The organism is Pedobacter cryoconitis (assembly GCF_001590605.1).
In the GTDB taxonomy this organism is placed as follows: Bacteria; Bacteroidota; Bacteroidia; order Sphingobacteriales; family Sphingobacteriaceae; genus Pedobacter; species Pedobacter cryoconitis_A.
On record NZ_CP014504.1, the window covers coordinates 1,824,214 to 1,847,796 of the forward strand.

General features: G+C 38.7%; 19 protein-coding genes. 3 read left to right on the forward strand and 16 right to left on the reverse strand.

Annotated elements, in window-relative coordinates; genetic code table 11:
• Positions 1–41: 41 nt before the first annotated feature.
• The 7 genes from AY601_RS07785 to AY601_RS07815 all read right to left on the reverse strand — a co-directional run bounded on the left by AY601_RS07785 (position 42) and on the right by AY601_RS07815 (position 5,889).
• The gene (locus AY601_RS07785; protein WP_068398827.1) at positions 42–656 is read right to left on the reverse strand and encodes a Crp/Fnr family transcriptional regulator; all 615 of its coding nucleotides are present in this window, start codon (positions 654–656) and stop codon (positions 42–44) included.
• Between the two features lie 40 nt (positions 657–696).
• The gene (locus tag AY601_RS07790) at positions 697–1,140 is read right to left on the reverse strand and encodes a DUF2911 domain-containing protein (RefSeq protein WP_084359159.1); all 444 of its coding nucleotides are present in this window, start codon (positions 1,138–1,140) and stop codon (positions 697–699) included.
• Between the two features lie 48 nt (positions 1,141–1,188).
• Complete coding sequence (locus AY601_RS07795) at positions 1,189–2,208, reverse strand: cytochrome-c peroxidase (protein ID WP_068398830.1); 1,020 nt, start codon at positions 2,206–2,208, stop codon at positions 1,189–1,191.
• Positions 2,150–2,719, reverse strand: coding sequence for an MbnP family protein (locus tag AY601_RS07800; RefSeq protein WP_068398832.1), 570 nt, complete (start codon positions 2,717–2,719; stop codon positions 2,150–2,152). The genes AY601_RS07795 and AY601_RS07800 overlap by 59 nt, the downstream gene beginning before the upstream one ends.
• Before the next feature lie 157 nt (positions 2,720–2,876).
• Positions 2,877–3,728: a helix-turn-helix transcriptional regulator gene (locus tag AY601_RS07805; RefSeq protein WP_068398835.1), complete on the reverse strand. Its 852-nt coding sequence runs from the start codon at positions 3,726–3,728 to the stop codon at positions 2,877–2,879.
• A 100-nt stretch (positions 3,729–3,828) separates the two neighbouring features.
• Positions 3,829–4,038, reverse strand: coding sequence for a hypothetical protein (locus AY601_RS07810; protein ID WP_068398837.1), 210 nt, complete (start codon positions 4,036–4,038; stop codon positions 3,829–3,831).
• Positions 4,039–4,353: 315 nt separating this feature from the next.
• Positions 4,354–5,889 (reverse strand): alpha/beta hydrolase-fold protein, encoded by a 1,536-nt coding sequence (locus AY601_RS07815; RefSeq protein WP_068398838.1) that lies wholly within the window; start codon positions 5,887–5,889, stop codon positions 4,354–4,356.
• A gap of 132 nt (positions 5,890–6,021) precedes the next feature.
• On the opposite strand from AY601_RS07815, the gene AY601_RS07820 reads away from it, so the two are divergent.
• Both AY601_RS07820 and AY601_RS07825 read left to right on the forward strand, forming a co-directional pair.
• On the forward strand, positions 6,022–6,417 hold the full coding sequence (locus AY601_RS07820; RefSeq protein ID WP_068398840.1) for a hypothetical protein: 396 nt from the start codon (positions 6,022–6,024) through the stop codon (positions 6,415–6,417).
• Positions 6,418–6,560: 143 nt separating this feature from the next.
• Positions 6,561–7,670 carry a pectate lyase family protein gene (locus tag AY601_RS07825; protein ID WP_198163640.1) on the forward strand — a complete coding sequence of 370 codons (1,110 nt, stop codon included), beginning with the start codon at positions 6,561–6,563 and terminating at the stop codon, positions 7,668–7,670.
• Between the two features lie 54 nt (positions 7,671–7,724).
• Here the strand turns inward: AY601_RS07825 and AY601_RS07830 are convergent, their stop codons facing one another.
• The 7 genes from AY601_RS07830 to AY601_RS07860 form a co-directional block, all read right to left on the reverse strand.
• On the reverse strand, positions 7,725–8,627 hold the full coding sequence (locus AY601_RS07830) for an Rpn family recombination-promoting nuclease/putative transposase (RefSeq protein WP_068398845.1): 903 nt from the start codon (positions 8,625–8,627) through the stop codon (positions 7,725–7,727).
• 110 nt (positions 8,628–8,737) lie between these two features.
• Positions 8,738–10,372: a RagB/SusD family nutrient uptake outer membrane protein gene (locus AY601_RS07835; RefSeq protein ID WP_068407309.1), complete on the reverse strand. Its 1,635-nt coding sequence runs from the start codon at positions 10,370–10,372 to the stop codon at positions 8,738–8,740.
• Between the two features lie 16 nt (positions 10,373–10,388).
• Entirely contained in the window at positions 10,389–13,352 is a 2,964-nt protein-coding gene (locus AY601_RS07840) for a SusC/RagA family TonB-linked outer membrane protein (protein WP_068398848.1), read from the reverse strand.
• A gap of 240 nt (positions 13,353–13,592) precedes the next feature.
• Entirely contained in the window at positions 13,593–15,218 is a 1,626-nt protein-coding gene (locus tag AY601_RS07845) for an NADP-dependent glyceraldehyde-3-phosphate dehydrogenase (protein ID WP_068398851.1), read from the reverse strand.
• Between the two features lie 93 nt (positions 15,219–15,311).
• Positions 15,312–16,712, reverse strand: a complete 1,401-nt coding sequence (uxaC, locus tag AY601_RS07850) for a glucuronate isomerase (protein ID WP_068398855.1) — start codon at positions 16,710–16,712, stop codon at positions 15,312–15,314.
• Between the two features lie 93 nt (positions 16,713–16,805).
• Entirely contained in the window at positions 16,806–18,011 is a 1,206-nt protein-coding gene (locus AY601_RS07855; RefSeq protein ID WP_068398857.1) for a glycoside hydrolase family 88/105 protein, read from the reverse strand.
• A 6-nt stretch (positions 18,012–18,017) separates the two neighbouring features.
• On the reverse strand, positions 18,018–19,568 hold the full coding sequence (locus AY601_RS07860; RefSeq protein ID WP_084359524.1) for a glycoside hydrolase family 28 protein: 1,551 nt from the start codon (positions 19,566–19,568) through the stop codon (positions 18,018–18,020).
• 183 nt (positions 19,569–19,751) lie between these two features.
• Here AY601_RS07860 and AY601_RS07865 point away from each other — a divergent pair, with 183 nt between their 5' ends.
• On the forward strand, positions 19,752–20,762 hold the full coding sequence (locus AY601_RS07865) for a LacI family DNA-binding transcriptional regulator (RefSeq protein ID WP_068398860.1): 1,011 nt from the start codon (positions 19,752–19,754) through the stop codon (positions 20,760–20,762).
• A 12-nt stretch (positions 20,763–20,774) separates the two neighbouring features.
• On the opposite strand, the gene AY601_RS07870 is transcribed toward AY601_RS07865, so the two are convergent.
• Both AY601_RS07870 and AY601_RS07875 read right to left on the reverse strand, forming a co-directional pair.
• The gene (locus AY601_RS07870) at positions 20,775–22,427 is read right to left on the reverse strand and encodes a UxaA family hydrolase (RefSeq protein ID WP_068398862.1); all 1,653 of its coding nucleotides are present in this window, start codon (positions 22,425–22,427) and stop codon (positions 20,775–20,777) included.
• Positions 22,417–23,415 (reverse strand): pectinesterase family protein, encoded by a 999-nt coding sequence (locus tag AY601_RS07875; RefSeq protein ID WP_068398868.1) that lies wholly within the window; start codon positions 23,413–23,415, stop codon positions 22,417–22,419. Before AY601_RS07875 ends, AY601_RS07870 begins: the two co-directional genes overlap by 11 nt.
• Positions 23,416–23,583 lie beyond the last annotated feature (168 nt).

Below are 23,583 nucleotides of genomic sequence, written 5' to 3' on the forward strand. Positions count from 1 at the left end.
TGGACCGCGGTTAATTTAAAACGTTAACAATAGCTAAGAAATTAAGCTCTTCCCATGGAACGATTCCTGATTCGCGAAAGAGAGACCGCAGTAATTCCAAGATAGTTTGCCAGGTAATGTTGTGGTATTTTTTGAAAAATCTCTCCTCCTGAATTCAATAAGGACAAATATCTTTCTTCAGGACTTTTTAACAAAAATGTGCCAATTCTTTCTTCATAACAAAGTATATAATGTTCTGCAATTCTCCTTCTCATTTGTTCTGCTTTTAAAGCAATGGCAGGGATTTCACTAAAAGCTTCCAAGCTTTTTTTAGTGATCAGCAGCAACTGTGTTTTTTCAATTGCTGCTAATCCAACAACGCCCGGCTTCCCTGAAATGAAACTGCTGTAAGCGCTTGCAAATTCCCCTTTAAAACTAAAATAATTCGTCAGCAGGGCACCATCTTTATCTATAAAGTAACGTACTGCTCCATCAAAAATAAACGCCATAGATTGATAGACTTCACCTATATTAAAAAGTAACTCCTTCTTTTTTAAGGTATGCGGAATAACTGCTGAACTAAATATGTCCCACTCCTGGTCGGTAAAAGTCTGAAATTGAGCCAGGCATTCCCGAAAATATACCAATTGATTTTCTACAGCTATCTTGTGTTTCATTTATATAATCTTAGTGCTTCCTAAACAATAGGATAAGAATTTAATGATTTTTATTGGATAAGATTTTAAATGATATATTTATTTTTTCCCATTGCATACTTACAGTTCCTCCTTTTCCTTCATCTTTTCTGATCCGGTAAGTAAGTCTTTGTACAGTACCGGGCAATTGCACAGGTATAACTTCTAAACGTAATGCATCCTCTTTTTGCTGATAATCATCGGCAAGGTGTTGATTGACCCTTTTATTAAAGATAAGTGTCCAATGTTTTTTACCTGGTATCGTAAAGAAGGCGTATTCTCCAGCTTTTAACTTCTGGCCATTGATGAGCACATCTTTGTTAAAACTTATTTTTGTGGCATGGTGTGCACCGGTTACCCATAACTGGTCAAATGGTACCAGACCACCCCAAATGACCCGGCCTTTTACGCCAGGGGAACTGTAAACGATATGTATGTGGATTCCATCTATTGATGCCATCTCCATACGTTCAGGGCTTCCTTTTAAGGTGTCACTATTGCTGTTTTTTTCATATTATTGTTCGGATAAATCTGTTCTTGTAATAAAGTGTTTATCATCCAGTGTTTTTAAAAAGGTCTTCAGGCTTAGGCGCTCTGCAGCTGTCATCTGGATTCCCAGCTGACCCTTATTTTTTAATAAAGGATCAAGGGTATGGCTATCCTGCACTCCTTTTGTATAGTGATCTAATACCTGATCTATGCTGGTAAACCTGCCATCATGCATATAAGGCACAGTGTAACTTAGGTTTCTTAGCGAAGGGACTTTAAATTTAAAGCTATCCTGAGGATCAAGTGTTATGGTCTGTCTGCCTTTATCCGGGTTGAATTGATTATTTAAACCATTATTCCTGAACGATCCATCCGTGAAAAGGGGCGCTTGATGACAACGATTACAATGCTGAAGAAATATATGGTAGCCTTTTTCTTCAGCGACTGTAAAACGGACATCAGTTTTACGCATTACACTGTCATATTTAGAATCACTACTGATACATAGGAGCATAAATTGGGAAAGTGCCTTAAAAATTTGCGTCCCTGTAATTTCATCTGAGCCATAAACGGCTTTAAATTTTTCCCTGTATTCTTGTTTTGAGCGGAGTTTTATCAGCACGTTCTCCATCTTTTCATCCATCTCTACAGGATTAGTGATAGGTGAAACCGGAAACATATCCAGATGAAAAACACCACCATCCCAAAAAAAAGATTTATTCCAGGCAAGGTTCATAATTGGCGGGGAATTCCGGCTTCCCAAACGATCTTCTATTCCATGACTTACATCGTGCCCATGCTGCGTAAATGCAGCTGACTGGATATGACAGGAACCGCAGGAAATTTTATTGTCTCTTGACAAAGCTCCTTCATAAAATAGCATCCTGCCTAGTTCAAAGCCTTCTTTAGTGACTGGATTTTTTGCGAGATCATAAACTGGCCAGGGAAAATTAGCTGGTTTAACAAAACCCTCAAATCCAAATTCCTTAAATGACAGAATCACTATGGAAAACAGGAATAACACTATCAAATGCTTCTTTTTCACCGCGCCTGATTTTCGGTAGATACTTCATAAAAATATAACCGCTGTTCCATGTCCAGTACATTCCATCCAGCATACCTCCTGAAATATCAAGTGCGCCGGTACGTCTGCTGATATCCATGGTACTTCTCAGGCTATCCACTCCAATCGTAAATGTAATGGCTGAGTATTTCCCTTCAGGAACGTAAACATTGATTTTTTTGCTGGCTGAATCATTTTCTTTAATTAGAAAATAACTACTATCCTGTGGGATTATATAAGTTTTTCCACCTTTTTCATGAAGTTTAATATTACTGATAAAATAGTTGAAAGTGGTGATATTGAACTTTTCTCCAGCCTCGTTAGTATAGGATTCATCGTGTAACTTCAGCGGCTTTTCCCCTACTACATTATTGAATTCCAGGGTCAGCTTCGAAAGACCTTCAGGGGCAGGGGTTGATTGGGCGTCTGAGTTTAAATGGATTACAAATAATCCTGACAATAAGAGGATCGTTTTAATAATTTGATTTTTCATTCCTTTAAAGAGCGCACCTGTTAAATTTGGTACACTGATGCAAAGAAACAAACAGCCTATTAGGAAGAAGCTACACTTTTGCCGTATTTAATTACACTTATAAGCGTTCTTATAAAAAGCGGCTGTTTAGCCGCTTTTTACCCTATTAAGTATTTATTCAGGTTAAATGGATTGCATTTTGAAATTTTTTGGGAGTTGAACCAGCATACTTTTTAAAAAACCGGTTAAAATAGCCATCTGTTTCAAATCCCAGTTCCCAGGCGACTTCCCTTACAGTAATATCTGACCAGTAGAGCAGTCTTTTTGCTTCTGTAAATAAACGTTCATCTATCAGTTGCTTGGGCGTTTTATGGCTTGCATTTTTAACAAGCTGATTCAGAACTTCAGTAGTGATATTTAATTCGTTAGCATAGAATTTGACCTGATGGTTGTGTTTGTAATGCTTTTTCAACACCTCTTTAAAATGAGTAAATAGGTCCTGCTTGTGACTAACACCTTTGCTGGTTTCTTCGCTAAGTCTGGCACATTGAATCAAAATTATATTAAGCAGACATTTAATGATTTCAAAATCCTGTTGATTACCCTTACTATTTTCTAACTGGATTAATTGTACATACTTGTCCAGCTCGGTTAATGCTGAATCAGACAGTTTAATGTGAGATTGTGAAAAAACAGTTTCCAGATAATTTCCCAGTTTTTTGTTCTGACTGTGCACAAAGTCGGCAGAGAACGCCATTGAGGTTATTTTGCAATCCTTAAGCTCATTATGAATATGAACCTGATCAATATTCAATAATAACAAGGCCGGAGCCTGTATTTCCTGCGCTTGTAAATCAACAAAGTGTGTTACTTTTCCTTCGTATAAAAGGTTAAGACAATAGTAATTATGGCTGTGCGGATCTTTAAAGGGTTCAATGGAATTATCCTCACGTTCTCTTGAACGTAAAAGGAAATGGGCTTGTCCTTTCTTTTTGAAGTCTATATTATACTTCGGTATTTTTTCCTCCATGATAGGTCATTATTTATGGCATCAGTATGCTACATCCAGGGATTCCTGGACGCATTCTTTCTTCTTCCAGCCTAAGCTGATTATTCTAAAGGACAGAAGATTACTGAGGAGGATGGAAAATACCATTTGCATATTGACTCAAATACAAAAAGCAACCGGCATAAAATTTACGTTTCAGCTCACTGGTTTCCACAACAGGTGAAAAAATTACGCGCAATGGCCTTACTATAAAATTAAGTTCCAAAGCTTTAAGTAAACGCTGCTGATCTTGTTTTTTCTCGTTTTGTTCTGCTTGCTTAATTTTTTTCATCAAGTAGCATTTACCGTTACAATGCATTTGTGGACGCATCCGGTTTTCACAAAGATTTTCGACGATGTACTTTTTATTGATTTTAAAACCCAAATAGGTACAATAGCGAGACATACTGGTACCTATCAGCGCTATAAAAATGAATAATGAAATTGTTATTTTCAGCACCGTGCAAGATAATCAATGTAAGATCATAATAAATTTATTTTGCAAATTTCTTTGAACCTGCAATACAAAGAATTACACCTGCTGTGACAGCTAAGATCTCTATGTTTACCTTGCTTAAGCTATACAGGATAATATCATCAAACATTTCTAGTGATGACCATATTGAAGATTTAATGGTATAGATCCCGCATTTTTAGTAGGTATGGTGCTTGGCGTGAGATAAGTAAGTTTCAATTTATAACCATCATTTTTATGGAAGGATTCTAAGCGAATGGGATAAAACCCTTTTTTTAATGGTACTATATAGGTGCACAGCTGATTATTGGAAGTAGTCATTCTCATTAATAAACGTTTGCCAAGAAAGAAGTTTGCTTCTTCACCGTTTTCCAGTATGAATATATAATAACCATCTTCCTTTGCTTCAAGTTGTCCATCAATCACTACAGCAATATTGTCTTTTTTCTGGATTTTATCCAGCTTAAAATCGCCATTTGTTATTCCTGTCTTCACTGGATTTTTTAAATCTTTAAAGTCAGGCCATTTCTCCCATTTACCTTCGTAATAAGCATAATTAAAACCACCTGCTTTTACATTTTTCTTTTTTGAAATAGGATTTAGTGTTTTTCCGGCTATAAAATCTCCGGATACAACCTGATTATATCGGGCTCTGGCAGTAAAATTTTCAGTAGTAACCTTTGCCGCAGCAGTTAAAGTTATTTCATGTTTCATTTTATTTGACAAAATAGTGGGCATTGTCCCATCGAGCGTGTAATTAACAGTTGTAGTGTCATTAAAATACCACAATTTTATAGGTTTATCCTTCAATATTATGCCATTCCTTGGGTGAAATTCTGCCTTATTATCAAAACCTGCATAAGAGAATTTCAAGCCGTCATAAGTACTTTTCAGCCTTATAGAATTGTGTGATTCGTTCGGGTAAGCTATACTTTTCCAGGTTAATCCTGCAGGTGCGTAATTTTTAAGGATAGTATTCATGGTATCAATTTTCATTACTTTACCCTGCTCACCTTCTCTTCCACTCATGAAAAATGTAATAGCTAAACCTCCTAGTCCAGGTAATTTACTGGATGCAATTTTTTGGATATAACATTTGTCCCACCAAAGACTTGGATCGACTGCAATATATGATTTAAAAGTTTTTGGTTCATTCAATAGTGCATAAGCGACGAACATGCCACCTAATGAATGTCCCCATAATGCATTTTCTCCATTTGAGGGATATTTTTGATCGATATAAGGAATAAGTTCATTTTTAAGAAAACCCAAAAAATTAGCTGCTCCACCTGAAGTTGACCAACCTTCAAGATGTGTTGGAGTCAGGTCTTTATTCCGATCGATACCCAAAACGCTGACAATTATTGTTGGGGGCATAAAGGATATTTCTTCTAAAAAATGTTGGGTTTCTTTGATTAATCCAGTATTCCAATTGCCACCATCCAGTACATAGAGTACATCATACTTGCGATCACTGCCAGGCTTATAATCCTGGGGAAGAAATATCTCTACTTGCCTTTGTTCTTTTAGAAATTTCGAGTTTAAAGAATCAAGCTTTCCATTATCAATTTTTCTAATGACGGTATCTTGTGCCTTAGCCGGATTCAACAAACCACTAATCACTAAAATCAGTACACAAAAGAAGCGAGATATGTTTTTTATTTCCATAGTATTTAATAGACTGGATATCCGGAGAAATGTTACGCTATTCTTATTTATATTGAGATTTTGTAGCGTAATAATGAGTCTTAGCGTTTAGCGATATTAAACAGACATTATATTATTAATCAATTCACCGCTATGAAGTATTTACTTGCACTATCAGCAGCAGCGCTAATCTGCTTTTCTTCCGCTAATTCATTTGCACAAAAGAAGACAACCGCTCAAAAGCAAAAAATCAACCCTACTAAACAAGCTAATTTTTATTGGGCAGGCGTGCTGCAAAAACAAGGAATTACTTCTTATCAGTACGGAACGCATATATTGAATGGTATGGCTTTATCCGGGAAGCCTGATCAGCCGGAAACTACATTTGCACTAAGGGCAGGCAAAAAGATAAATTTAGATAAGTATGCTGGCAAAAAAGTCATTATCATTGGCAAGAAGGTTGAGGGTTATCCGTTAGAACTTGGCCCTGAGCTTATTGAGGTATCAGCAATCGAACTGGATAAGGTTGTGAAGATCAATATGAACTAATTTAGTCCCGGTCAGTACCCTGTTTTATTTTCCGCAATCGTTACCGGCATCGATTGCGGATTTTTATTTCCCTGTTTAATTTCTTTTCATTTTTTCAATGATTAGATTAATAATTAACCAATTATAAATCTAATATGAAAAACATGAAAACAAGAGCAAACTACTTGACCTCTTCAGCTATGGCTTTATGCATAGCCTTTATTTCTTTTGGCTGCCAGAAAAGTAATGATCCGGGCGCAAGCACCGAAAACTCAGGTACAACTCAGGCGAAAACAGCAACCGAGGCTACTTGTGTTGTGCAAGGATGGGCCTCCCAAAATGGAGGGACTACGGGTGGTGGGACAGCAACGCCAACGGTTGTAACCAATTATGCAGCTTTAAAAGCTGCCATACAAAATGTTAATGTGAAAGTGGTACAAGTTAATGGAACGATTACAATACCAGCTGCCGGAAGGATCTCTTTCCAGGACCAGACAGGAAAAACCATCTTTGGTTCTGCCGGAGCAAAGCTAGTCTCCAATGATCAAAGCAAAGCTAATTCTGGTATTATTAATGTTAAAAGATGTACTAACATTATTATCAGGAACCTGATCTTCGAAGGCCCTGGCGCTTATGATACTGACGGCTGGGATAACGCAATAATAGACGCGAGTACAAATGTATGGGTTGATCATTGTGAGTTCAGAGATGGTGTTGATGGCAACTTTGATATCAAAAATATCTCTGATTATATCACAGTTTCTAATTGCAAATTTGCCTATGTAAAACCTCCGAAAGCAGGTGGTTCGGGTGGTTCAGATGATCATCGTTTTTCAGGACTGATCGGTTCAAGTGATGGCGCTACGGCAGATAGAAACCGTTTACGTGTTACATTTGTACGTTGCTGGTGGGCAGAGGGTTGTGTAGCCAGAATGCCTAGGGTAAGGTTTGGCAAAGTGCATCTTGTCAACAATTATTTTAACAGTACAGTAAGTAAAAGCTGTATACAGGCAGGCTTTGAAGCAAATATTCTGGCAGAAGCGAACGTATTCGAAAACGTTAAGAATCCTGTTGACTTAATGGATAATACCTCTACTGCTGTTCAGCTTAAAAACAATACATTTACCAATGTAACCGGAAGTATATCGGGCAATGGTAATACAGCATTTACGCCTTCTTACAATATTTCAACACTGAATTCATCCAGTGTCAAAGCTGCAGTCACTTCATCAAATGGTGCAGGTGCTACAGTTGGTGGTAATAATTGTTCCTGATCTTAATATAGGAAGGAAGTGTAGCCTTTACCAGGCTACACTTCCTTTTTACATTTAAAGACTTTCTATTTCTTCCCTGGAGAGCGCAGTAAATCCGGCAATTTTATCAATATCAAAATTCTCTTCCTTCATTTTTCCTGCGATAGCCAGCGCAGTTTCATGTTTACCTTGCTCAAGGCCTTGCTCTATCCCTTCTTCCTTCCCTTTTTCTATTCCTTCTCTTATTCCTCTGCGTTCTGCAGATTTAAGCCGGCTATAATCGTCCTCTTCCCGCTGTAAAATCGAGTCGTATACAAATTGTTGTTCTGGTGATAATTTCTTCATTTCGGCGATATTAAATATTTTTTCAAAAACACGTTTGTCCAGGTATTTAGGAATCTGATCCAGGCTGTGCATGTGCTTAAGCAGATAAACCCATTTGTCCAGCTCATTTTCCAGTTCATTTTCTTTCTTTCCAAATTTAGGCAGTTCCAAAAACTTAAATCCCAGTCCATTGTGGAATATTTTACCTGTACCGGTATTGACCAGTGAAATGCTTTGCAAATAATGGTCACTCAGGCAATTCTTCCTATTAAAATCCAGGATCGCAATCAGGAAAACCTCTTTCATCTTAACTTCCCAATGCCGGTTACTCTTTAACTTTTGCTGATGGATCAGCCGGCTCAGGTAAAAAATGCAGCGGTCTTCAAAATTATCATGATCTGCCCGCTGCATTTCTACAATGAACTGTTCTCCGGTGTCCCCGGTACACAGCAAATCGAAACTTACCTTTTTATGTTCCCTCTCATCCCCGGCAAGTTCAGTTGGGTTGTAGACAAGATCGGTAATGTGTTTTTCTCCTTCAAACAAGGCGTTTAAAAAAGCAATCATGATCTCTTTATTGGGTTCGCCACCGAAAAGATGTTTGAATCCAAAATCTGTTAATGGATCAATGTATTTATTTGTACTAGCTGACATAATTCTTATTGATTTAGGTCAAGCTACTCCAATTTTATATTTAAAAGGTAATTAATATCTCTATTGTGAATAATTAAATCAATAAAGAAATTGTCAGCTACTAATATTCATTATTGATATCCAGGATTCTGCGTGAATTCACTTTCATTGGTTACTGCATCAACTTGTGTTCTTGGAATAGGTCTGACTAGATTAAAATCAGTTATACTTTTCGCATCAGGGTTAAATGCTTTGACCCGTTCCTGTAGTTTGCCAGTCCTTTTCAGATCAAACCATCGTATTTGTTCACCAGCAAATTCTCTTGCCCGTTCATCCAATATAAAATCCAGGGTAACCTGAGCTGGTGTAATTTGCATAGCTGCGACTTTACCCGGTTTTGCTGCTCTGGTACGTATTACGTTTAAATAAGTTGCTGCAGCTCCCGGATTGCCCAGGTTAAATTCAGCCTCAGCTGCAATCAGATATAATTCTGCAAAACGGATGACAAAGACATCTCTAGCACTTTGAGCTTCATTAATGCTTGTTCTGGTAGGGTCCGCAAACTTACTCAAAGAAACGTAATGTAATTGATCTTTAACAGATCCGTTAGCATTGTAAACAGCATTGCGATCAAATACTTTATACAATTTACCTGCAGATGGAAAAACTTTTTTAGTGGCCAGAATAGCGGTATCTCCTATTTTCATCCCTGCTGGCCTGGTCGTACCATTTGCATACCATACCGTTTGAAATGAGCCTTCATACCTGGAATCATTCTCGTCATATAAATCCAATAAAAAGCGGGTAGGCATATAACGGTCAAATGGCCTTCCATTAGCGAGGTCACGCAACATACCAGGTTGATCATCGTATTTCATGGCGTATAACATATGTCCGCTATTGCTACCCCTGCTATGCCCTAATGGATTGAGAATCGGATCTATAAGATCATTCAATGATAGATTTGTTGAATAATTAACGGTATAAACGACTTCCTTGTTTTTGAGATTCGACATTTTCCAGAGGTCGGCATAGGCAGGTAATAAGGTAAAGCCATAACCGCCATTAATTACCGCCATTGCCATATCTTTTGCTTCCGTATTTTTCTTTTGTGTAAGATACATTCTTGACAGAAAAGCCTGAGCAGCTGGTTTGGTCACTCTTCCATAATCTGCAGTGGTTGAAGGTAAATTAGCAACAGCAAATAACAAATCATCAATGATTTGCTTATTAAAAGTTTCGACTGGTGTTTTATTCGCCGTTGTGATTACGCCCTGGGTTTCATTTAATGAAAAATGGACTCCTCCCCAGGTTTCAACAATATGCCAATAATAAAATGCACGCAGAAACTTTAGTTCAGCTTCTCTTATAGGTCTGGCAGTGGAGGACAAGCCTGCTCCTGCAATCTTGTTTATTCCTGCGTTGCACAAATTAACAGCAGCATATAATTGTTGCCATTCTGTAGTAATAGCGGCGTTAGTTCCCTGGAGATTTATATATTGGGTTAAATCAGTGTTGATATCGCCAGCTCCGCTCATCCAGAGATCTGTTCCCATTTCAGAAATACTATGACCTTCTTCTTTTCCATACCACCAACGCTGGTAGGAATAAGCAGCATTCACCAGCGTTTCAAATCCTGCTGGCGTAGTATAGACACTTTCAGCAGTAATTCCTGAAGGGTTATTTTCTACAAGTGATTTTTTACAGGAGATCATTACAGATAATCCCGCAAAGACGATCAGGCCTTTATATATATAATGTTTCATTTCGATGAGTTTGAGTTTAAAAAGTAACATTTAAGCCAACGGTATAAAGCTTAGTCATAGGTGCACCTTCCGATCCACCCCGTTCAGGATCATATTCTTTGAGTAAAGATGATTTGGTATAGGTAAAAGGGTTTCTGGCAGTTGCGTAAACGCGGACACTTTTGATAAAACTCTTTTCCAGTGTGCTTTTGGGTACTGTATAACCTAGCGTAATATTTCTTAACCTGATAAAAGATCCATCAGTATAGCCTAAAGAGGTAGAGTATAGCGTAGAATTAAACGAGATGTTCTTATTTGGACGGGGAAAATCGTTGGAAGCATTTTCTGGTTTCCAGTAGTTAATAATAGTAGAGCTGTTATTAATTCCCTGAGGGTCGTATCTGCGTAAGAATTCAGCATATACCGTCTGGCCCATCCTGGCGAAAAGATAAATGTTCAGATCCCAGGATTTATAGGTAAATGTATTTTCCAGGCCACCACTCCAGTCCGGGCGGTTAGTACCTATAATTTTACGGTCATTGGTTGCATCAATTTTCCCATCGTTATTGAGATCGCTAACCCGGATATCCCCTGCTTTCTGTCCGTATTTTGCTGCCTCAGCAGCATCGGCTGTTTGCCAGATCCCTATTTTCTCATAGTCATAGAAAGATTGTATCGGTGAGCCCACAAACCAGGAGTTCAGCACGTCTGATTGGGCCCCTCCTGCAAGTTCAACGATCTTCTCTCTGTTTCTGCTGAAGCTGACATTTGTAGTCCACTGAAAATCCTTATTGACGATGTTTTTTGAAGAAATATAAACCTCAATCCCTTTATTACGGGTTTTAGCAATATTCTGAATTACACTAATTACGCCATCTGTTGGTGGCAGACTTCTGTTGAGCAATAAATCATAAGTTTTAGAATCATAATAATCAACGGTCGCAGTTATCCTGTTTTTAAAGAGTGCGATTTCTAACCCAAAGTCACTTGTTTTCGTTTTTTCCCAGGTCAGGGCCAGGTTACCAACTCTTGGAGAATAACCATAAGCGAGGGATGGTGCATCATCATAAGCAAATCCAATTCTTGATAAACTGCTCTGAGTTGAATAAGAATTGATATTATCACTGCCGGCAATACCGTAACTGTACTTCAACTTCAGATCACTGATGATTTTATTGTCTTTTAGAAATTGCTCATCACTTACTCTCCAGGCTACAGCTGCAGAGGGGAAAAAGGCCCATTTATTACCTTCTGCCAATTTTGAGGAACCGTCTGTACGACCAGTTGCCGTTAACAGGTATTTACCTTTGTAAGCATAATTTAACCTTCCAGCAAAGGAAATTAGATTATTCATGGTATAAGCTGTGTTTACGGCTTGGTTTTGTGTGTTTCCAAGTCCATAAAATAACTGTGATTTTAGCAATTGGTTTTCACCTGATGCTGCAATATTATCCGATCTGTTATAGAGTAAACTGTTAATACCAGTGACTGTAAAAGCATGATCTTTGATTTCTTTGCTATAGGTAATATAGTTTTCTATGTTAATTAAATGTCCATTGGAGGCTGAATAAGTTGCTTTTGGAACAGATCCGTTACGGTCAAGGGAAAAACGGTCTGCATATGTCCCGGTTCTGTCACTGTTTAAGTTGACCCCAAGATTGGAGCGGGCAACTAATCCTTTGAATGGTTTAAATTCCATATAAGCTGACAGCAGTGTACGGTTGATGATAGTCTGGTTTGAATATACATTTGGCTGTTCGTCGGCAAGTGGGCTTACAAAAGTACCTGCAAGTGGATAAGCGATGAATTTACCCTCATTGTCATAAAGTGTCCCTAAAGGAGAGATTTTGTTCACCTGATTTAATGGGTCACGGCGGTTATCTTGTTCATAGTGTGTAAACTGTCCCTGCATTCCGGTTGTGAAGTATTTCCCGATAGACTGATCCAGGTTTAAACGTGCGGTATAACGACTGGATTTATCCATTTTCAATACACCTTTTTCGTCCAGGTAATCGAGAGAAAAATATACTTTGGTTTTTTCTGTTCCAGCCCTTACACCTAACTGGTAATCTTGTTGGCTTCCATCATGAAAGATCAGGTCCTGATAATTTAGAAATTCTTTATTTTGTATGGCGCTATATTCTGCGGAATTAAATATTTTGACGTCGTCTGCCGGACTTGACCAGTTACCAGTTGTACGGTTGGCCTGTCTGCGTTGTTCGATATATTGTTCTGCATTCATTACTGAAGGATATCTGGATACTTTTGATACGCCATAATAAGTATTTAAGGAAACTGTTGCCAGTCCTGAAATTCCTTTTTTCGTGGTAATCAGAATTACACCGTTAGCACCTCTGGATCCATATATGGCTGTGGAAGAAGCATCTTTTAAAATCTCCATAGAAGCAATATCATTTGGATTTAAGTCTTGCAGACTTGAATATTGCACCCCATCAACAATGATCAGCGGGCCATTGCCTGCCGAAATTGATCTTGTACCTCTGATGTTGATGTTTACCCCTGATGATGCAGCTCCACTGCTTCGGGTAATATCAACACCTGGTACTTTACCTTGAATTGATTCTAATGGGTTTGAGGATGGAACTTTAGCAATGTCTTCGCCTTTAACGGAAACTACTGAGCCGGTAAGGTCTCTTTTCTTTACGGTTCCATAGCCAATTACGACAACCTCACTCAAGGCTGTTTCATTAGGTGTCAATTTAATTTGTAGTTGTGTTTGATTGCCTGCGTTAACTTCTTCTTTCAGATAGCCAACATAGTTGACCACGAGTACTGGCTCGCTGCCAGAAATGTTCAGACTGAATTTTCCGTTGGTATCGGTACTAGTTCCCTGACTGGTCCCTTTAACCAGTATACTCACGCCGATTAGTGTTTCTCCGCTTTTTGCATCGGTCACCTGCCCCGAGATTTTACGGGTTTGTGCGGATAGGAAACTGCAGAAAAAGCAGAACCCTACAGTTAAAAGATAAAATTTGCTCATAAATATTTGGTTAGGATAATCGCTTAAGGGTATAATTCTTTATTCCCGGGAGAAATCAAAAAATTAAATCAATTAAGTTTTATAACAAGTCTACATAGTTTTCCAGCGAAATGAATTTAAATCCGGGAAAATAACTACGCAATCGTTGCCGAAATATGAAATCAATTAAGACACATAAAAAAAGGGAGTCCTGAAATAAAAATTCAGGACTCCCTTTTTTTATGTGTCTTATCAATTCTTTTAAAACAGATATTTTGTACTTAAGAAATTAGAATCGTTACCGTCAATTATTTCATTGATTAAAAGCTTATTAGCATCATTCAGTTTGGTAGCTACCAGAGATCGGATAGAGAAAGACCGCAGTGCATCTACAACTGACAATGTTCCTTCAGCACTATCTTTTCTACCTGTAAACGGGAACGCATCAGGCCCGCGCTGGCATTGGCAATTGATGTTTACACGACTTACCTGGTTGATTAAAGGGTCAATTAATGCTGCTACTTCTACGTGATCATTACTGAAAATACTCACTTGCTGACCATGGGTAGATTCAATCAGGTATTCGATCGTTTCTTCCAGATCATCAAATGGAACGATAGGAATAACCGGGCCGAACTGTTCTTCCGTATAAAGTTTCATGTTTTTGTTTACCGGATAAACAATTGCAGGATAGACGAAAGATTCGTTAGTAGCGCCGCCATGTTTATTGATAACTGAAGCACCATGCGCTATAGCATCTTCAATACATTCTTTAAGATAAGCAGGTTTATGTGGTTCAGGCAAAGGAGTTAAGGATACCCCTTCTACCCATGGCATACCAAATTTTAGTTTAGCTACAGCCGCTGACAATAATTTCAGGAATTCATCAGCCAGGGAACGGTGGATGAAAATAATCTTTAAAGCGGTACATCTCTGTCCGTTAAAAGACAAAGATCCCAAGACTGTTTCCTGAACTGCCAATTCCAAGTCTGCGTGTGCAGTGATTATCGCTGCGTTTTTCGCATCTAATCCTAAGATAGCCCGCAGTCTGTTAACTTTTGGATGCAGCTTCTTTAATTCATTTGCGACTTTACTCGAGCCGATTAAAGTTAAAACATTAATCTTTCCAGATTTCATTAGTCCGGGAATGATTACATTTCCTCTGCCATAAATGGTATTGACTACGCCTTTTGGGAAAGAATCTCTGAAAGCTTCCAATAATGGATAGTGTAAAAGTGTACCGTGTTTAGGTGGTTTAAATAACAAAGTATTCCCCATGATAAGTGCAGGGATTAAAGTAGTAAAAGTCTCATTTAAAGGATAGTTAAATGGGCCCATACAAAGTACTACACCAAGTGGGGAACGCCTCACTTGTGCAACGATCCCCTGTTCTATGGTAAATCTTGAAGATTGACGATCGAGGTCTTTCAGCGCATCAATGGTGGCGTGGATGTACTCTACTGTTCTGTCAAATTCTTTAACAGAATCAGCGTAGGATTTACCAATTTCCCACATCAGCAGCTTAACTACTTCTTGTTTCTTCTCAATAATCCTGCCTGTAAACTTCTCTACATGGGTAATTCTGTCGGCTACACTCATTGTTGGCCATTCGCCACGGCCATTGTCATAGGCTGCTACAGCTGCGTCCAGTGCCTCCATAGCTTCTTTTTCACTACACAAAGGATAGGTACCGATCACTTTACGCTGTAGCCCCTCAGGTGTTTTGATACAAACAGGGGAAACTACAGTGTGGACTTCTCCATCCCAGGGATGCATGGCTCCATTACTTAAATACGCACGCTGATGCAGTTCCTGCTGCAATCTGAATACTTCGGGTATTTCATGCTCTTCCACAAAAATGGAATTGAGCTGGTCTTGAAAATTCATCCGTTAAAATTTATGTTTATTAAAAGTTATCAGGTACAAAATAGGAAATAGTTTATACTTAAACGTTTAATCTATATATTCATATGAATCATTTTAGAAATTAAAGTAATCTTTTGCGTTAGTATAGCAGATATTTTTCACGATTTGCCCTACCCAGTCTATATTATCGGGCAATTCTCCGTTTTCTATGTCCTCACCAAGCAAATTGCAGAGTAATCTTCTGAAATATTCATGACGGGGATAAGAAAGAAAACTTCTTGAATCGGTAAGCATCCCTATAAAGCGGCTTAACAAGCCCATATTTGAAAGCGCGTTAAGTTGCCGGGTCATCCCGTCTTTTTGATCAAGAAACCACCATCCCGAACCAAATTGAATTTTTCCAGCAATAGTACCATCGTTAAAATTACCAATCATAGTTGCCATGAGTTCATTATCTGAAGGATTCAGGTTATAAAGAATGGTCTTGGCAAGTTGATCAGTGGCATCCAGTCTGTTTAAAAATTTTGATAACTGTGGTCCTTGCTGGAAATCACCTATCGAATCCCACCCGGTATCTGGCCCAAGACGCGCTAATAAACGCGAATTATTGTTTCTTAATGCACCCAGATGATATTGTTGTACCCATCCTTTTTCATGGTCCCATATTGCAAAATGATAAAGCATGGCAGATTTAAACTGTAAAACTTCCTGCGCACTTAATTCTTGCTGATTCATTAGCTTATCAAATATTGAAGCGACTTCCTGATCTGTATAAACAGCAGCATACAGTTGTTCCAAGCCATGATCAGAAACTGTGCAGCCATTTGCAGCAAAGTAGTCATGTCTGTCTTTTAATGCCTTTAAATAACTATCAAAATCTATTATTTGATGGGATGAAATGTCTTGCAGTTTCTTAATATAGGCAATAAGCGAAGGCAAGTCATCTGCGTTCATGGCTTTGTCCGGCCTGAATGCTGGCAGCACTTTTATTTCAAAACCATCTGCTTTAATCTTTTGATGATGTACGAGGTCATCAGTTGGATCATCTGTAGTAGCCAGTACACTGACTTTCATTTTCCGCAGCAGGTTCCTTACCGAGTAAGCTGGCTTTTGAAGTTTGGCTGTACATTCATCGTATATTTCCCTGGCTGTTGCCGGAGATAAGATAGTATAGCAATCAAAATAGCGCTGCAGTTCTAAATGTGTCCAGTGATATAAGGGGTTACGCAGGGTATAAGGTACGGTTTCTGCCCACTTTTCAAATTTCTCCCAATCACTTTTATTTCCGGTAATGTAGTTTTCCGGAACTCCGTTAGCACGCATTGCACGCCATTTATAATGATCTCCATATAGCCACACCTGTGTCAGGTTCTCAAAATTCTTGTCTTCAGCAATTTGATCAGGTGGTAAATGACAGTGATAATCTATCACAGCCATGTCTTTTGCATATTGATGATAGAGCAATACGGCGGTTTCATTATTTAGTAAGAAATTTTCATCAATAAACTTTTTCACAGCAATGGATTAGTATAAGAAATTGGTTAGGTATAGGTTGAATGCGTTTTATTTATTTTAAGCAGCTTGTTTTTATTTAGCACGCTGTTTGAGTTAAAGATTTTTTGGAGCAATTTCCATTTCTGAGGCAGCCAATAAAAATGCGCCGACACCCTTAGGATCATTCGTTATTACCTTTTCACTGATATAGTAAGCATAACTGCCATCGCGATATGGTTTTCCACCTAATCCGGAGACACTCACTGTACCTTTTAAATTTATTTGTCCGGGTTTCGCCCCATCTTCAATGAATTCTTTTTGTATCCCCTGAAAACCATGTTTGGCAATTTTGAAGTATTTACGTTCTAAATATCCTTTGCGGACACCCTTACTGATGGTATAGACAAACATGCAGGATGCTGAAGCTTCTTTATAGTTACCTGCCCGTTCTGGTTGGTCAAGAATATCATACCACAGACCAGAATTTGTATCCTGATATTTACCAATAGCAATTGATAAACGGTCCAGAATGTTGAGCAGGGCTTCTCTTTTTGGATGATGTTCAGGAAAATATTCAAGTACATCTACCAGGGCCATACCATACCATCCCATTGCCCGGGCCCAGAAATTGGGAGAAACCCCTGTAGTTTTATTAGCCCAGCGTTCTTGTTTTGATTCGTCCCAGCCGTGATAGAGTAAGCCTGTTTTAGTATCACGCGCATTTTTCTCCATGTAAATAAATTGGTTAGCGATGTCGTCATAAGCTTTCCCGTCTTTGATTAAAGCTGCATATTCCGCGTAAAAAGGTTCTCCCATGTACAGCCCATCCAGCCACATTTGATGGGGATATATCTTTTTATGCCAGAATCCACCTTCTTGTGTACGAGGTTGTTTTTGAAGCTGGTCCCAGAGTAGCGTTGCTGCTTTAAAATATTTCTTCTGCCCGGTTGTTTTATATAAAGAAAGCAGTGTCCTGCCGTTTTTCACATTATCAATATTATAATCAGTCTGTTTGTAGCGGCTGATTCCTCCTTCTGTACTAACGAAAAAATCCATAGATTTCTGCATGTATTTAAAGTAGGCATCAGATTTGGTCCTTTTCCAGATAGCCTCAATCCCTTCCAGAATAACTCCCTGGTCATAAGCCCATTTTACGGGTTTAGGGTTTTCAGGGTCAAGGGTTAAAGAATCCTGCCAAATATCCATTACTGTAGCGGCCATGGCCTCGCTCAGGGCTTTAGTCTGTGCGCTTGCACTTACGCCATAATTTATAACGAACAGGCAAGCCAAACCCGTTTTCAGGAAAAATGATTTTTTCATTTGTGCTTATTTTATAAGAAGTGATCTGGTAGCAGGATCAAGATTTTTATAAGAGACGTTGTTTCCGTTTTGTATCCTGATGGGTGGTTTTGATTGTTCAACAATCAAATTTATATGGTTCAGCTGTATGTTTTTAGCTTCCTGTAAATCAATTCCTTCTTTAGATTTGATCGTTAAGTGGTTAAAGTAAATATCACTGATGCTTAACTCTGGTAAACCACGGATAAATATAGCTTTAGAAGCCCCGTCACAAACGATATTACTGATATGAAAATCTCTGAATATTGGTGTTTCTTCTGTAACAGGTACAACCTTAATTTGAGGGGCTACTCTTTTTTCTCCCGATAAAACTATGGGATCAACTGCGGCATAATACATATCAAAGAGGATAGCTTCTCCAACAATATCTTTCATATTGATATTCCTGGCATAAATACCTTCTACAATCCCACCTCTCCCTCTCGTGGTTTTAAATCTCAAACCGATATCAGTACCAATAAAGGTGCAATCTGTAATATAGATATTTTTGGCTCCGCCAGACATTTCACTGCCGATTACAAAGCCTCCATGGGCATGATAAACAGTACTGTTGCGGATAATTACATTTTCTGTTGGAATCCCACGCTTGCGGCCTGCTGCATCTCTTCCCGATTTGATACAAATCCCATCGTCCCCAACATCAAATGTACTTCCTTCGATCAGTACATTTTTACAGGATTCTATATCTATACCATCACCATTCTGTGCATACCGTGGATTTTTCACATATACATTCCGAACAGTCAGGTCGCTGCACAGGAGTGGATGTAAGTTCCAGGCTGGGGAATTTTGAAAAATCACACCTTCGAGCAAAATCCGTTTACAATTATTAAGCACCAGCAAATTTGGACGGAGAAAGTCTTTAATGGAGTCGTAAAATGCAGCAGATTTATTTGGAGTAATCAGCCCGGGATCTTTCATAGCAGCCCCTTTAAATGTTTTTTCTGAAGGATACCAGATTTTTTTTTCTTCATTCACCAAACCACCAGAAGCTATACGTGCTTTCCATTGGCTCTCTGTCAATTTATCTTTCTTAACCATCCGCCATACATCGCCTGCCCCGTCAATAATCCCATAACCAGTTATCGCAATGTTTTCTTCGTCATTAGCCCAGATAGGAGATTGATTACGCATTTGGGCAACTCCTTCCCAATTTCCTTCTACCAATTTATACTGATTGAGGTCTTTGGTAAATTGAAGTAAAGCATTTTTTTGCAGATGCAGGTTTACATTACTTTTAAGTTCAATAGGCCCTGTTAACCACATTCCTTCAGGAATGAGCACCACACCACCGCCATTTTTACTGCTGGCCGCTATAGCTTGATTAATTGGTATGGTATTGAGTGTTACGCCATCATTTACTGCTCCATATTTAAGGATACTCAGTGTGTCATTTTTAAATACAGGTTCTTTGACTACCGGCAGATGATTAAAGGGATCTGTTTCTTTAGGCTGTGCATTTACAGTAATGGCCAGACTGATGATCAAGCTTGCAAAGATTAGACGGAAATTATTCATGAAAATCTGGTTAGCTGTTTTAACTTCAATAGCTGACAAGTCTACATAGTTTTAGGGTAGCATAAAACATTTATACTTAAAATAAATACGCAATCGTTGCCGTACGTACTTTCTATCATTTTACAATCAGAATTTATATGTAAACTTGTGATCAGTTAATTCTAACCAATAGAAAAACGCGTTATGTTTGTACCCTCTACATTAAAAGATATAGCCAGTGCACTAGGCTATTCAACTTCTACAATTTCCAGGGCTTTACGTGATACTTATGAGATCAGTCCTGAAACTAAAAAGATTATCCGGGAGTATGCACAAAAGATAAACTACCGTCCTAATCCTATTGCACAGAGTTTAAAGGAACGCAGGAGCAAATCAATAGGTGTTATAGTCGCTGAGGTTGCCAATCATTACTTTTCTCAGGCAATTAACGGGATTGAATCTATTGCTTATGATCGCGGTTATCATGTAATTATTACGCAGACCCATGAGTCTTATGAGCGGGAAAAAATCAATATTCAACATTTAGCTTCCAGATCTGTTGATGGATTACTGATCTCTTTATCTGCTGAAACAAGTGATACCTCACATCTTCAGGACTTGCATCAGAAAGGACTGCCAATGGTGTTTTTTGACCGGGTTACAGAAGATATAATCACCCACAAAGTTATCGCTGATAATGAAAAAGGAGCTTTTGAGGCCACAGCACATTTGATTCAGAAAGGGTATAAAAGAATTGCGCATTTAACGAGTTCTGCGCATTTATCAATTAGCATAGAGCGTCTGGATGGGTACAAAAAAGCGTTGGCCAAACATCATATCCCTTTTGAGGAAGCTTATGTTAAATATTGTCCGCATGGAGGAATGTTTTATCAGGAAACTGAAAATGCAATCAAAGAATTAATGAACCTGAGGGAAAAACCTGACGCCATTTTTGTAGCTGGTGACAGGTTAAGTATTGATTGTCTGATGGTATTTAAGAATTTAAATATCAAAATTCCAGAAGACATTGCAATTACAGGTTTTAGCAATTCGGATGTATTGGATCTGATGAATCCTTCGCTTACTTCGATCCGCCAGCCAGCCTTTGAGATGGGACAGATTGCGACACAGATGCTGCTTAAGGTTATAGAAAGTAAGTATCCAGTATATGATTTCGAGAAAAAGATACTGGATACGAGCCTGTTTGTACGTTAAAACTAAGCTGTCTTATAAAGAGATCCCTCTTTTCCAGGGGATAAAGTCATCCTGATTTAATAAAACAGATTTAGGGGTCACTTCTCCACTGGCAGCACGAATGCAATAGTTTAAAATATCCTCGCCCATTTGTTCAATAGTTTTTTCACCAGCAATGATTGATCCTGCATTAATATCAATGATATCGTTCATTTTAGCTGTTAATGCATTGTTAGTGGATATTTTGATAACGGGACAAACGGGGTTTCCTGTTGGTGTGCCTAAACCTGTAGTAAATAGAATCAGTGTCGCTCCGCTTGCTGCTTTACCTGTAGTTGCTTCCACATCATTACCTGGTGTACAAACTAAATTCAGACCAGCTTTCAGGGCAGGCTCTGTATAGTCCAATACGTCCTCTATAGGTGATGTCCCTCCTTTTTTTGCAGCACCATTACTCTTGATAGCGTCAGTAATCAGCCCATCTTTAATATTACCTGGTGATGGGTTCATATGAAAACCAGAACCTGCATGCTCGGCTGCCTGACTATAAGCAGACATCAGCTTCATGAATTTCCTGGCTGCAGCTTCATCTTTCGTCCTGTCTATGATATCCTGCTCTGCACCACAGAGTTCAGGAAACTCTGCCAATAAGACTTTAGCACCAAGTGCAACCAATAAATCAGCGCAATAACCAACGGCTGGATTTGCTGAAATGCCACTAAAACCATCACTTCCACCACATTTCACCCCAATACATAATTTACTTAAAGGGGCTGGCTGGCGTTCTATTTGATTTGCTTCGATTAAGCCTTCAAAGGTTTGACGGATTGCTGTGGTAATCAACTGCGCTTCACTTTGAGATTGCTGTTGTTCAAAAATATAGAGCTTTTTATCAAAAGAAGGATTACGTTCTTTTAAATCATCTAAAAAATCCTGAACCTGCAAGTTTTGACAGCCCAGACTCAATAAGGTAACACCTGCAACATTGGGATGATCTGCATAAGCAGCCAATAGCTTGCTTAATATAGCGGCATCCTGACGGATACCTCCACACCCTCCCTGATGATTTAAAAACTTAATTCCGTCAATATTTTTAAACAGTCTTTTGGTTTTTAGGACCTCAGGTTCCAGTGCAATTGGAATAGCCGCCATTGTTGCCGTATCTGCCCCGTTTTGATAGGCTTCAACGAGTTGGTGTGTGTAAGATTTATATTTTTCTGTGACGGCATACCCCAGTTCATTGTGTAATGCTTCTTTGATTACATCCAGATTCCTGTTTTCACAAAATACAGTTGGTATAAACAGCCAATAGTTTGCTGTACCCACGTTTCCGTCTTTGCGGTGATAACCATTAAATGTAAGACCTTCGAATTTACTGATATCCGGAGCTTGCCATTGATAATGATAGGGTTTGAAATGGTATGGAGCGGCTGCATGTTTCAGGTTATCCGTAGTCATTAACCATCCGGCCTTCACAGGAAATTGTATTTTTCCTACTAAGGTTCCATACATGATTACTTTGTCACCGGTCTGCATATCAGTAGTATAAAACTTATGTTTAGCTGGAATGTCTGCGGTAAGCAAATAATAATTATCCTGATACTGAACAGTCTCTCCTGCTCTAAGCGCTGTTAATGCGACAATCACATTGTCATCGGGATGAACTTTTAAAATTTTAGTGCTCATAATTGATGTATTTCCCGGTTTCTGCCAGGGTTGTTTTCGGATTCCACCCTTTAAAAATTAAAGCTGTGGTATAGTTTTTAACCTCATCATCACTTAGCTGATGTGACCATGCAACACGCTTTTCCGGGTTAAAACCTTCACCTGTGTTTTTATATTCTGCGTAGTATGCAGTTTTTTCGTTGCTTGCTTTACGCCAATTGTCCCAGCCTTCTGATTTGATCAGTTTTGGCAGCGTACAGTTAATATAAACAGTTTTACTGTATGGACGCCATGGCCGGCCAAGATAAACAGTACGCTCCAAAGCATCACCGGTGATCCTGCAATTTAAAAACACATAGCCATATGTGATTGTATCCGGAGCAGAAGATGCGGTGATATAATGGGCACCTTGTTTACAAAAAATTGTACAGTCTTCAAATAAAGCAGTAGCAGCACCAAAAATAAAATCTACTGTTCCTTCAATGTAACAGTTTTTGAAATATTGCCTGTTTCCTGCGCCAAAGGTATAAAGTGTATCTTGAAAACCCTTTATCCTGCAATTGAAAAAGGTGGTCTGATCTCCCGATATCCAAAGGGCAACGGCTTGACCGACCGGGCCGGAGGTGTTTTGAAAGGTAATATTATAGGCAGTAAATCCATCTCCGCAAATGTAAAAACTGGAAGATCCTGAAGTTCCCATTTCTTCTCCGAAGCGATTCTTCTTTGCTGCATAATCGTTGTAGGTAAGAATCGTTTTTGAAACATCCTCTCCTACTAATTTTACGAGTTTTTTTGATGGAGAGAGGTTTAATTTCTCTTGATATATTCCATTCCTGATCAAGATTGTGGTTGGGACTTTCCTGAAATCGGGGACTGCATTGATTGCTTCCTGTACGGTCAGATAGTCACCGGTTCCATCTTTGGCAACAGTTATTGGTTTATCCTGAGCTTTTGTGAAAAATGGCAGAGATAAACAAACGAGGATGAGCAGTGCGAATTTTCCTTTCATAGACAATGCTAATTGTAATTTTTCAGGAATTAATTCTGCGACAGATTTAAATCTGCGCAAACGATGCCGGGAACGTTATCCTCTCCTGTTTTCTGATGCTTATAGATACCTGCACAAATTTTGTTTAATTTAGAGAAGCAGACCAAAAGTATAAGGTTTGATTAATGA